The sequence below is a fragment of the Nesterenkonia rhizosphaerae genome (assembly GCF_039544555.1).
Classification (GTDB): Bacteria; Actinomycetota; Actinomycetes; order Actinomycetales; family Micrococcaceae; genus Nesterenkonia; species Nesterenkonia rhizosphaerae.
In genome coordinates this window covers 1,401,984-1,413,927 of record NZ_BAABLW010000007.1, presented here as the reverse complement: position 1 = coordinate 1,413,927, position 11,944 = coordinate 1,401,984, and the positions used below count along the sequence as shown (strand labels likewise).

Here is an 11,944-nt window from a genome sequence, read left to right as displayed (position 1 = left end):
CGGGATCGGGTCACTTCAGAATCTGCGTCATCTCGGGATCACAGCTCAGAACGGTTCTGCGGCCGGCTCAGTTCCCTGCGCCGGATCCTTTTGCAGGGCTGTGCCCGACGGCAGTTCAGTGGCGGAGCGTCGTGGGTGGCGCGGGTGGGGGCGCTCGTACCTGCGTCGGCGGTGTCGTTCCGGAGGACGGTAGGACACCTGGAGGAACGACGGCGGCTTGCGCAGCAGCATTTCCAGCGGACCATACCGCAGATTCGCGATCCACACTGTGGCGAACAGCACAAGCCCTCCCATCATCGCCACACTGATCAGCAGTCCCTGCGCCGGGGTTTCTGGGGCGGGCCGGACGATGAACGCGATGATGATCAAGTGTGCGGTGTAGGCGGTCAGGGGCATCTGGCCCACCGCCACCAGAGCCTTAATGCCTCGGCCCATCCGCGGCACCACTATCAGCAGCAGGCCAATGGTGAAGGCCGCGGTGCCCGAGGCGCTGATCAGCCACAGCGGCATCTGGGAATGACCGAACGCGGAGACCATTCGGTCCCAGCCCACCTGGGTCTGATCCGGGTGTCCGAAAACTCGCACCAGCACCTGGGACAGCAGCCAGGCACCGGCGCCGGCCGCTGCCCCGCCGCCCAGCAGTCTGCGCTGGATGCGGGGGTTGCCCAGGGGCTGTCGACCCAGCCATACTCCCAAGAAGAAGGGAGCGATCCAGACCACCAGCGGGTAGGGTCCGGAGACCAGGATGGCCGCGGCGATCGCCCAGGGGCTATCCCCCAGCTCAGCCGGGTCGATATGGAAGTCGGTCAGCTGCCGCACCAGGATCCACACCACTGGCCCCAGGAATGTGGAGGCCATGGCTGTCCAGAAAAGCCATCTCATGGGCATCCGGACCACGAATGCCGCGAGGAAGAACAGTGCCGCATAGGTAGGGAGAATGACGTTGACGTCATGATTCAGAAGCTGCAGCACTAGGCCGAGTCCCAGCAGCAACAGCCCGCGCCACATCAGGGTGGAACGTCTCGTGATGCCCTTATTCAGGGCACGACGGGCCAGGAACGTCACCCCAATACCGGCCAACACGACGAAGAGGATCGATGCCCGACCATTCAGCGCTCTGATGATCCAGGAGGCAATGCCTTCTGTGGTGTAGGGCCCCACATTGACGATGATCATGCCGAACACTGCCAGGGCACGTGCTACATCCAGCGCATAAAGGCGTGTGGTGCCTCGGGATTGGCTGCTCACCATCGTGGAGGCGCCTTTCGCTGATGGGGGCGGTGTCCAGTGTGCTGCATGGTCGCCGGACACGCTATCCAGCTCACCTGCAGGATTGCTGAACGCCCAGCTCAGCCGGTGCTTTCTCCTGTTGGTGCCAGTTCTACAGCAGCACCCAGCCGAGAAGTCCGGCTGCAATGACCACACCCCAGGCGGGAACCCGCCAGTTGTTCAGCGCCACAAAGGCCGCCACCGTGAAGCACAGTGCCAGGGTGGGGTTATTGACGTCCATAATCCCTGCGGTGAACACCGGAGTGTAGAGGGCAGCGGCGAGGACACCGACCACCCCGGCGTTGAAGCCCAGCAGGGCCTTGCGCGCGGTGCGGTTTCCGCGCAGTCGCTCCCAGAAGCTGACACAACCGATCACCAGCAGGCCCCCGGGCAAGAAGATAGCGACGACGGCCAGTGCCGCTCCTAGCAGCCCGGTGGGCCCTTCCAGGGTGGAGGCGCCGAGGAATCCGGAGAAGGTGAAGAGCGGCCCGGGTACGGCCTGGGCCGCTCCATAGCCGGCGAGGAAGACGCTGGGGTCGATCAATCCGGTCCCCACAGTTTCGGACTCCAGCAGCGGCAGCACTACATGGCCGCCGCCGAACACCAGGGCACCGGCGCGGTAGAAGGTGTCAAACAGCGCCAGCGCGGAGTTGCCGGTGGCTGCCACCAGTGCGGGCAGGCCGAAAAGCAGGCCGAAGAACAGCGTCAGACAGGTCACTGACACGGCCTTGGGGATCCGCAGCGGGAAAGCGTCGTCTCCGTTGGGGGCATCATCGGGCGCTTTGAGCCACAGCAGTCCCACCACACCGGAGAGCGCGATGGCCGCGACCAGAATGAACGGGCTGGGGACCAGCAGCACCACGATCATGGAGCCCACCGCAATAGTGGCCCGTGGCGGATCCGGTGTGAGGTTCTTGGCCATACCCAGCACCGCATGGGCCACCACTGCCACCGCGGCTGCCTTGAGTCCGTGGATCCACCCGGCGTCGGAGAGATCACCGGCCGCGGAGACACCGTAGGCGAAGGCCACCAGCAGCAGCACCGAGGGCATCGTAAAGGCGAACCATGCTGCGAAGAGACCACCGACTCCTGCGCGCTGAAGCCCCAAGGCCATACCCACCTGGGAGGATGCCGGTCCGGGAAGGAACTGGCACAGCGCCATCAGATCCGCATAAGCCTTCTCGGTGAGCCATTTGCGCCGGACCACAAAAGCCTCGCGGAAATACGCGATATGGGCCACCGGTCCGCCGAAACTGGTCAGTCCCAATCGCAGGAAGACAAGAAAAACCCCCAGGACACTGCCGGGCTTCTTCTGTTCGGGACTCTCAGGGTGGGTAGCTTGGTGACTCACGATCCTCGATCCAACGTCAAAAAGGTAAACAGCTGGGAAACAGCTTAAACTGCCCCTCATGAGCGTGAGCTGGATCACCACTGGAATCACTGAGGCCTTTCTGCGCGGCGTCGTGGAATGCGAGCCGACGACGGCGGGGCTCACACCCCAACGCCTTCCCGCCTGGGCACGCGCTCAGATCCCTGACCCCCAGGCACAGCGGACGGTTCAGCTCAGCTCCGGGGTCACGGTGACATTCTCTACCCGAGCCACCCGGCTCCAGCTGGTGACTCGGGCTGAGAAGAACTCCGCTGATGAACCGTGGAAGCCAGAGCCGGTCTATGACGTCTATATCGACGGTGAGCTGTTGACCCAGCGCGTCTCTGAAGTTCAGCCAGACGGTACAGCGGTCCTGCACCTGGAAGGTCTGCCGCAGCGGAACAAGGTCGTGGAGCTGTGGCTGCCATATGACGAGCTCACGGTGCTTCTGGCTGTGCGCAGTGACGCCAAGGTGGTACCGGTGGCCGAAGAGTCCCGACCGCTGTGGCTTCACCACGGCAGCTCGATCAGCCACGGCTCCGATGCGGTGGGTGCCTCCCACACCTGGGTGGGCACTGCCGCGCGTGCCGCAGGGGTCGAGCTGCTCAACTTAGGCTTTGCCGGCAACGCGATGCTGGATCAGTTCACCGCCCGCACCATCAGGGACACCTGCGCCGATGTCATCTCCTGCAAATTAGGCATCAATGTGGTCAACGGGGATACCCACCGGCTGCGCAGCTTTGTCCCCGCCCTGCATGGTTTCATCGACACCATTCGCGAGGGCCACCCCGATACGCAGCTGCTGATCATCTCCCCGCTGTGGTGCGGCATTCATGAATCGACACCCGGTCCGGTGGCCTGGGATGTGGTGGAGGAGAACGGGGTGCGCAGACAGAAGTTCTGGTCCACCGGGGATCCGCAGGAGATTCAGTACGGACGGCTGAGCCTGGAAGTGGTGCGGGAACAGATGGCTGCCGTACTGTCCCAGCGGATGCAGACTGACCCGTTGCTGCACTACATGAATGGTCTGCAGCTCTACAGCGAATCAGATGCCCGCCAATTCCCTATGCCTGATGATCTTCATCCCGGACCAGCCGCACATCAGCTCATCGGCGAGCGGTTCGCCCAGCTGGTCTTCGGTAGCGATGGAGTGTTCTCCGCAGCGAGCGGCTCAGAGCAGGAACTCAGCCACCAGCGGCAACGTGATCAGTGAGAGTCCGGTGCTTGCCACCAGAATCGCAGCAGCCAGCCGACCATCGCCGTCGTATTCCTGGGAGAAGAGGAACACTGTGGTGGAGGACGGTGTGGCGGCCAGGATGATCAGTGCCCCCGCCCATACCGGGCCCAGCTGCGCGGAGAAAGGCAGCACCGCGACAGCTGTCAGCAGCGGCAGTACTGCGAGCTTTGCGGCGGTTCCCAGCGCGATCGGTGCCAGCGGGACACCGCCGCTGCGTATTCCTTCCAAGGCCGGGTGCAGTGCCAGCCCCACGCAGAACAGCGCAAGCGGAACCGCAGTGCCGCCGAGCATCGCCACCGGCTCATCAAACAGCTCCGGCATCTGCAGCGGCGTGAAGACCACGGTCAGGGCCAGCACCATGAACAGCAGCACCGGATTTAACAGCACAGCACGTTTGACGATCGGCCACAGCCGGGTCCGCCACAGGTCGCCCAGCCCCTGAGGCGCACCGTCGGCTGCCGCTGAAGCATTGACCGCTGTGCGTACCAGCGGATATGCATTCATGAAGAAGATGTTGTGGGTCATATGCACAATCCCGGCCGCGAGACCAGCTTCGGGACCGATGATGCCAATGGAGATGGGGATCCCGAAGTAGCCGACATTGCCGAAGCTGCCAGCCAGCGCAGTCGGTGCGGCCCCGGCCCGGGAAGCCGCGCCGAAGACCCGGCACAGGAAGTAGAGCGCAACGGAGAGAGCCGGGGTCACGACAAGGATGATCACAAACACCGACGGGGGCACCGCGCCCAGTGGTGGGGCGGTCACCATTGCGGTATAGATGAACGTCGGCAGCGCGAAATAGAAGATGAAGGCATTGAGATGTATCGCGGCGTCGCGGAAGCGGCGGATGAAGCCGGCAGCGAAGCCCACCAGCACCACCAGGAACATCGGCCCGATGACGGCGAGCATCTCTAGCATTGTGGTTGCCTATTCTCGTGGTCTTAAGCAGCTGAAAGGTTCTACCAGCGCAGGGTCAGCTGAGATTTCTGTCCCAGACCCGGCAGCGTGAAAGTATCCCTCCGGCCACGCAGGGTGCCCGCCAGTGGATCCTCCCCCACTGATGGTGCGTCCCCTGACTCCGGGGAAGGCTCTCCCGCTGTGCGCTCCTCGGCTGCTTCGGCCTGTCGCACGGCATCGCGGTGCGGGTGCAGAATATCGCCCACCACCAGGACCATCAGCCAGATCACCGTGATCATATGCGCTGCGATACCCAGCCCGTAGGCGGTCTCGATCAGCGAGTGTCCGCCGCCGAAGCTGCCACCGGAGGTAATTTTTGCGCTCATCATCCACACCGCGGCCCAGTGGAAGACTTCAGCTGCCTGCCAGATGACCAGGGCCTTCAGCCGCGGATACGCCAGCACAGCCAGCGGGATCAGCCACATCACGAACTGTGGGGAGTAGACCTTCCCCAGCAAGATAAAGCTGGCCACGATCAAGAAGCACAGCTGAGCAACCCGCGGACGCACAGGTGCCGCCCATCCCAGATACGCAATCCCCAAGCAGCACACCAGGAACAGACCATTGGACAGGACAGAGAAACCAGCCCCGTCCAGCGGAAGCCAGCTGAATGCCAGCCACATGGAGGAGAAGCTGACCTCACGCTCAGAGGAAAAACGGTAGAAGGTGGCCCACTGATCAAACTGAGTGATCATGAACGGCACATTGACCGCCAGCCAGGAGCCGATCCCAGCACACAGCACCGCTGCCAGCGATCGCAGTCTGCCCGCACGCAGGCACAGCACCAGGATCGCCCCGAGGAAGAACAGCGGGTACAGCTTCATGGCCGCACCCAGCCCCAGCAGGATCCCAGCCCACACCGAGTGCCCGCGGCCCCACAGCAGCAGCGCGAAACCACCGAGGAATACCGCCCACATATCCCAGTTGACCGAGAGGGTGAGAATGATCCCCGGGGCCAGCGCCACCATCAGGGCATCACGACGCCGGGATGCGGCAGTGGAGAAGGCGGTGATGATCACCACCGCCATCCAGCATAGCACCACAGCCATATGGTTGAGGTCGTAGAAGAACAGCACCCGCTCATGTCCGGCACCTTCGCCGGGGACAAGAAGCGCCAGCACTCCGGCTACCACGGCAATAAGCACCGGGTACTCCATGACCTGATCGTCCGCGACGTCGTGCACGAAGGGAAAGAGCCCGTCGGATAGACCACGCTGGGTAAAGAGCAGGGAGAAATCGGAGTAGCACATATGGATGTGCTGATCAGGATCAGACCAGCCGTTAATACGACACCAGTGGACCGCCAGCAGGGACAGGGCCGCGCCGAGGGCTGTGGCAGCGAGAAGCACCCACAGGAGCTTGGATCTGGTTTTCACTCAACGGGCTTTCTGGTCTGGGTCAATAGGGCGGTGGACCGCTGGAGCCCCGTGGTCCTGGTAGATATCGGCGCGTGACCAGGAGGTATCCGGCGTGGACAATTCTCGCAGCGGCAGCCAGCCATCAGCGGCATTCCAGCGCTGTGATTCTTCCCTCATGCTGAACAGCTCAGTGGTATTGGGGTCGAGGAACACAATATAGATCAGGTAGACCGCCGCCACCGCAAAGGCAATCCCCTGCACCACCGCGGTATCAATCCACTGGGCCACTGAAAGCTGACTGACCATGGAGTTCAGCACCATCACCGTCAGCAGCAGAGTCACCAGCACCAGAACCCTGCCGCGGTATACATGGACCACCGCGTACAGCGGCAAGATCCACAGCACATACCAGGGCTGGATGATGGATGAAGATACCACCACTACGGTGAGCGCATAGGCCCCCCAGAGCACCGGATTGCCAAGCCGACGGCGCAGCAGCATCAGCGCCAGCACTATCCCGGAGAACAGCCGTGCCAGGTGATAGAAAGCTTCGGCCACTGCGGCGGAGTCCCAGCCCAGACCCAGTTGGGCAACCCAGCCCAGTGCCAGTCCAATCAGCCCGACCGGTGCCGACTGCAGTATCGCCGAGCCTGCGCCGAGGGCCGCGGTGAACCATCCAATACCCACACCGAGGGAGTAGCCGCCTCCGATGAGCAGCACCAGAGCAATCACACCGGCGAAGCACCATTCGCGAAATCGCTGGGCATAGCTGACGGTGGAATCCAAGGTCAGCAGCACGGCGAAGGGAAGCAGCACCAGGGCAATCGGCTTGACCGCCACGGCTGCTACCAGCAGCAGCACCGCCAGCAGTCGACGCCGACGCAGCGCATACCAGGTACCGGCCAGTATCAGCCCGATCATCAGGGCGTCATTATGAGCAGCCGGGATGAAGACCATCAGGCTCAGCGGGTTCAGCAGGCACAGCCACAGCGCCCAGCCCGGGGCTGAACCGAAGGCTCGGGCCAGCTTGGGGATATAGACAGCCATCAGCACTACGCCGACCAGCGCCACGAGCCTGAACAGCGCGATGGAGATCTCCGGGATCTCGAAGGAGACGAACCACACCCCACGGGCCAGCAACAGAAACAGCGGTCCGTATGGTGAGGGAGACTCAGCCCAGAGGGAGTCAGCCCCAGCGGCGAACCAGCCCGGCAGCTCCGAAACACCGCTCTGATACGGATTCAGCCCCGCGTGGAGCACTCTGCCCTGTGCCAGGTAGGAGAAAACGTCGCGGGAGAAAATCGGCAGGCAGAACATCAACGGAATGCCCCACATCAGCAGTGCCCGGCGCACCACCGGCACCGACTGCTCATCCCAGGTGCCGATCCGCTGGGAGAGTCGCAGCCAGGATCTCAGCAGCAGCAGCGCTCCGAGCACCAGCAGCACCGTGCAGATGATCACGCCCGTGGTCGTGGTGCGCACCGGCAGCAGCCATGGGTTCCGGGCGAGCACCGAACCCACCGTCTCGGCCACCCAGCCCACTCCCCATGAACCAGCCATGATCATCAGTACCGCCAGCAGTCCCTGGCGCAGGGTATGTGAGACTTGCCCCTCAGGTCCGCCGATCAGCCACGAGGTGCCGGCGAAGGAACCTAGCAACTCCCGGAACCGCAGCGCTGCCCTCCGGGCTGACTGGACCGGGGCCGACAGAGTCCTACCTGACACCCTGGGACCGCTCTTCCTGTTCACCTGCAGGGATCTGGTGGTGTTCAGCTGTGGTCAGCGGAGGCTCCACCGGTGTGGCCGCTCGCTTCCACGGCAGACTCAGTCGCGCGCGCGGAAGATCCCAGCCGGTCCACACCACCCAGCGGGTGCCTGGGTCCACAGTGGCCATGATGGCCAGGCATATCCAGGAGACCGCGAGCGAAAGCGCGACCATCTGCTGCTCCATCTCCAGGAACTGGTAGATGGAGAGTTGATCCATCGCGCCGAACGCCAGGAAGAAGGCGACCGTGAAGACCACCCACTTGAACTCCCAGTTACGTCGGATACCGGTGACGGCGAACAGCGGCAGCAGCCACAGCAGATACCAGGGCTGGATAATCGGGGAGAGCACCACAAGCGCGGTGAAGGCCCAGGTCATGCGTTTGACGATGCGATCATCACTGCCGCGGAACATCAGATACAGCACCACGATGACGCTGCTGACCCGCGCGACGAGCTTGAGCGTGTCCAGGGTCCAGAAGTACTCGATACCCAGATTGCCCAGCAAGGTGGCGAGCCAGCCGTTGACAATTCCAATAGGTGACCAGAAGGTGCTGCCAGTGCCGGTACCGGCAAGGACCGCCAACCATCCGAATCCGTAGCCCTGCAGCAGACCCACAACCAGCAGGATCATCCCGGCAAGGCCCGCGGTATAGAACCAGTACTGGAACTTACGCACCCAGGAGGAGCCCGGTCCTGCCCACAGCAGTCCGATAAACGGCAGCAGGACCATCGTGATGGGTTTGATGCCAATGGAGACCACCACCAGAAGGACGGCCAGCACTCCCCTGCCGTGGGCCGCAGCCCAGATACCTGCCAACGCGAAGCCGACCATGATGGCGTCGTTATGAACGCTGGAGATGAAGCTGATAATCAGCAGCGGATTGGCCACGGTGATCCACTGCGCTCGCGCGCCGTCCACCCCATGCAGTCTGGCCAGCTTCGGCACGTAGTACATGATCATTGCCACTCCGCCGACACAGGCGAGCCGGAAGAGGAAGATTGCCAGGTCGGGATTGTCCCCGGAGACACGCATAGTGGCCGCCTCCAGCCACAAGAAGAGCGGCCCGTAGGGCGTCTCGGATTCTGCCCAGACAATGTCTGTTCCCAGATGGAACCAGTTATCCAGTGTGGACACGCCTGTGGTGTAAGGGTCCTGGCCGGCCAGCACCAGACGGCCCTGATTCAGATACGCGAAGACGTCCCGGGAGAAGATCGGGATGACGAACAGCTGCGGGGCACACCAGAGGATAGCGGCGAGATTCACGGTGCGCAGACTGCCCTCTGGCCACTGATCGGCCGGGTCCTGCCCGCGCAGGCGCCGACCCAGCCGCAGCCAGGCCCGGAACATCACCCAGCAACCCAGTGTCAGCGCAACGGTCGAGACAATCACGCCTTCAGACTCAGTGCGCAGCGGAATAATCCAAGGGTGGCGGGCTATCGGCGAGACTGACACCAGCCAACCCACACCGAAGGAGCCAAAGAGGATGAGCAGGGAGCCGATGAAGCCCTCGATGATGGGCCCAATAGGGCTTTTCCGCTCACTCGTCATTCCTAAGAATCTACCATCGGGCCTCCTGCATACAGGAGGCTTCTCTGTAGAGTGTCCGTCGTGACTGAACATTCAACTGACTGGTCCGGACGGATGGTCTGGATCGACTGCGAGATGACCGGGCTGAACCCTGAGCGAGATGTGCTCATCGAGGTTGCCGCACTGGTAACCGACGCTGAGCTGAACATCCTGGGAGAGGGGGTCGACGTCGTCGTTCGCCCCGAACCCCAGGCCCTTGCAGGCATGTCCTCCTTTGTGCGAGCGATGCACACCTCTTCGGGCCTGCTGCAGGAACTGGAGGACGGCATCTCCCTAGAGGCCGCCGAGCGCAAAGTTCTGGAGTATGTGCAGACCTGGATCCCGGAAGCCGGAGTGGCTCCGCTGGCCGGCAACTCCGTGCATGCCGATAAAGCGTTCCTGCGTCTGGGGATGCCTAAGCTCACACAGCATCTGCACTACCGAATCATCGACGTCTCCACGCTGAAGGAGCTGGCCCGGCGCTGGTACCCCGAGGCCCTGGCTGGGGCGCCGAAGAAGACCGGCAACCACCGTGCCCTGGGTGATATCCGGGATTCCATCGAGGAGCTGCGCTACTACCGCGGCGCTGTTTTCCGTCCGGCCTAGATTCCGCGGTGATCCCCAGGCCGCGACGGCGGGCGTAAGCTTGCTGTAGGCACCGTCACCGGAGCCGATGTGCTGAAGCGGTCGGTTTAGGTGTATGATGTACGGGTTGCTTTCGAGGGCCTCAAGCGCCTGGAGAAATCACATGGTGGGCGTAGCTCAGCTGGTAGAGCATCGCGTTGTGGTCGCGAGGGTCGCGGGTTCAAGCCCCGTCGCTCACCCCATGTGGAACGGCCCTGGTCACATGACCAGGGCCGTTTTTGTACATCCCGTGGCACTTCTCAATGACCGATCAAGAAAGTGGACAAGACGATGACATCAGCCAAGACACCCGCCATCACACTCACCATCGCCGGTTCCGAAGCCACCGGCGGCGCCGGCGCGCAGGCTGATCTGAAGACCTTCCAGGAGCTGGGCACTTTTGGCATCGTCGCCCTGACCTGCATCGTCTCCTTTGACCCCAAGGACAACTGGAACCACCGCTTTGTGCCAGTGGAGACCCAGGTCATTGCCGACCAGATCGAAGCCACTTTCAGCAACTACGGCCCCGAGCTGTTGGACACGGTGAAGCTTGGCATGATGGGTTCCCCCGCCACGATCAGCACGGTGTCTGCCGCGCTGCAGGAGCGCCAGCCGAAGAACCTGGTGCTGGATCCGGTGCTGATCTGCAAGGGGCAGGAACCCGGCCACGCGTTGGACACCGATAACGCACTGAAGGCCGAGCTGCTGCCTAAGGCCACCTTTGTCACGCCCAATCACTTCGAGACCGAACAGCTCTCGGGGATGACGGTGGAATCAGTCGAGGACCTCAAGGCCGCTGCCGTAGAGATCCACAGGATCTCCGGGGCAGCAGTGCTGGCCAAGGGCGGAGTCCGCCTGGCAGGCTCCGAGGCTGTTGATGTCTTCGTGGATGCACACGGCATGGAGGTGCTCTCCGCGCCGAAGATCGGCGAGCACGCTGTCTCCGGTGCTGGCTGCTCCCTGGCAGCTGCTGTAGCCGCTGAACTGGCCAAGGGGGCCACACCGCTTGACGCCGCGCGCCGGGCTAAAGCCTTCGTCACTGAGGGCATCAAGCAGCGCGTGGCCGGCAACACTCCCTTTGATGCGCTGTGGCAGGGCGGCCTGCGCCCGTAAGTTCTCTCATCCGTTTCTCACGGTGGTCTCACCGACGTCTCACAATGGGTCACTACCTTGAGATCATCTGGCGGGGATCGGCTCCGCTGGACCGATCCGAGAGGACACTCCCATGAAGATTCGCCGCATCCTGACGGCTGGAGCCGTCACAGCCCTGTTGATCACCGGAGTTCCCAGCGCCGCTATGGCCGACGACGATGTCAACCGCAAGGGCAACTACACCCTGTCTGCCGGCAGGACCATTGACGGCAACCTCACTGTTCGCGACGGCAACGTCATCATCCGCGGCAAGGTCGATGGCAATATTCGCCAGATCGGCAACGGTTCGGTCACCATCGCCGCCACCGGAGAAGTCGATGGCAACGTCACCGAAAGTGGTGCCGGCAACGTCCGCGTTGAGGGTGAAGTTGATGGCAACGTCATGGAGGACCACGGAGGCGACGTCGCCATTGCCCGCGGTTCGACTGTGGACGGAAATGTGACTGAGAAGGCCGCCGGGAAGCTGGGTGTGTCCGGCAAGGTGGACGGAAACGTTGAGGAGCAGGGAACCGGTCACCTCTATCTCTACAAGACGGCCCGTGTCGACGGCAATGTCTTCGAGAAGAGCACCGGCAATCTCTATGTCTACCGTGGAGCCAAGGTGGAGGGAAACACTTACGAATCCGGCTCCGGCAAGCGCATCAACC

General features: G+C 62.9%; 10 protein-coding genes and 1 tRNA gene. 5 read left to right on the top strand and 6 right to left on the bottom strand.

The annotated features are described in order from the left end of the window. Positions 1 to 45: 45 nt before the first annotated feature. Positions 46 to 1,251, bottom strand: a complete 1,206-nt coding sequence (locus tag ABEA23_RS12360) for a DUF418 domain-containing protein (protein ID WP_345478313.1) — start codon at positions 1,249 to 1,251, stop codon at positions 46 to 48. A 130-nt stretch (positions 1,252 to 1,381) separates the two neighbouring features. After that, on the bottom strand, positions 1,382 to 2,620 hold the full coding sequence (gene chrA, locus ABEA23_RS12355) for a chromate efflux transporter (protein WP_425577180.1): 1,239 nt from the start codon (positions 2,618 to 2,620) through the stop codon (positions 1,382 to 1,384). Between the two features lie 58 nt (positions 2,621 to 2,678). On the opposite strand from chrA, the gene ABEA23_RS12350 reads away from it, so the two are divergent. Continuing rightward, on the top strand, positions 2,679 to 3,851 hold the full coding sequence (locus ABEA23_RS12350) for an SGNH/GDSL hydrolase family protein (protein WP_345478312.1): 1,173 nt from the start codon (positions 2,679 to 2,681) through the stop codon (positions 3,849 to 3,851). On the opposite strand, the gene ABEA23_RS12345 is transcribed toward ABEA23_RS12350, so the two are convergent. The 4 genes from ABEA23_RS12345 to mptB (ABEA23_RS12330) are packed head-to-tail and all read right to left on the bottom strand — an operon-like array spanning position 3,810 to position 9,503. Next, entirely contained in the window at positions 3,810 to 4,781 is a 972-nt protein-coding gene (locus ABEA23_RS12345; RefSeq protein ID WP_345478311.1) for an AEC family transporter, read from the bottom strand. The genes ABEA23_RS12350 and ABEA23_RS12345 overlap by 42 nt on opposite strands. A 50-nt stretch (positions 4,782 to 4,831) precedes the next feature. Beyond that, positions 4,832 to 6,205 (bottom strand): glycosyltransferase family 87 protein, encoded by a 1,374-nt coding sequence (locus ABEA23_RS12340; protein ID WP_345478310.1) that lies wholly within the window; start codon positions 6,203 to 6,205, stop codon positions 4,832 to 4,834. Beyond that, positions 6,206 to 7,912 carry a polyprenol phosphomannose-dependent alpha 1,6 mannosyltransferase MptB gene (gene mptB / locus ABEA23_RS12335; protein ID WP_345478308.1) on the bottom strand — a complete coding sequence of 569 codons (1,707 nt, stop codon included), beginning with the start codon at positions 7,910 to 7,912 and terminating at the stop codon, positions 6,206 to 6,208. After that, complete coding sequence (gene mptB / locus ABEA23_RS12330; RefSeq protein ID WP_345478307.1) at positions 7,902 to 9,503, bottom strand: polyprenol phosphomannose-dependent alpha 1,6 mannosyltransferase MptB; 1,602 nt, start codon at positions 9,501 to 9,503, stop codon at positions 7,902 to 7,904. Before mptB (ABEA23_RS12330) ends, mptB (ABEA23_RS12335) begins: the two co-directional genes overlap by 11 nt. Before the next feature lie 93 nt (positions 9,504 to 9,596). Between mptB (ABEA23_RS12330) and orn the strand changes: the two genes are divergently transcribed. From orn to ABEA23_RS12310, 4 genes are all read left to right on the top strand, one after another. Beyond that, complete coding sequence (gene orn / locus ABEA23_RS12325) at positions 9,597 to 10,127, top strand: oligoribonuclease (protein WP_345478674.1); 531 nt, start codon at positions 9,597 to 9,599, stop codon at positions 10,125 to 10,127. 145 nt (positions 10,128 to 10,272) lie between these two features. Then, positions 10,273 to 10,348: transfer RNA gene (locus ABEA23_RS12320), tRNA-His, on the top strand. Between the two features lie 88 nt (positions 10,349 to 10,436). Further along, positions 10,437 to 11,258, top strand: a complete 822-nt coding sequence (locus ABEA23_RS12315; protein ID WP_345478306.1) for a hydroxymethylpyrimidine/phosphomethylpyrimidine kinase — start codon at positions 10,437 to 10,439, stop codon at positions 11,256 to 11,258. Between the two features lie 112 nt (positions 11,259 to 11,370). After that, positions 11,371 to 11,944: bactofilin family protein (locus ABEA23_RS12310; protein WP_345478305.1), on the top strand; the 574-nt coding region annotated here is incomplete at its 3' end.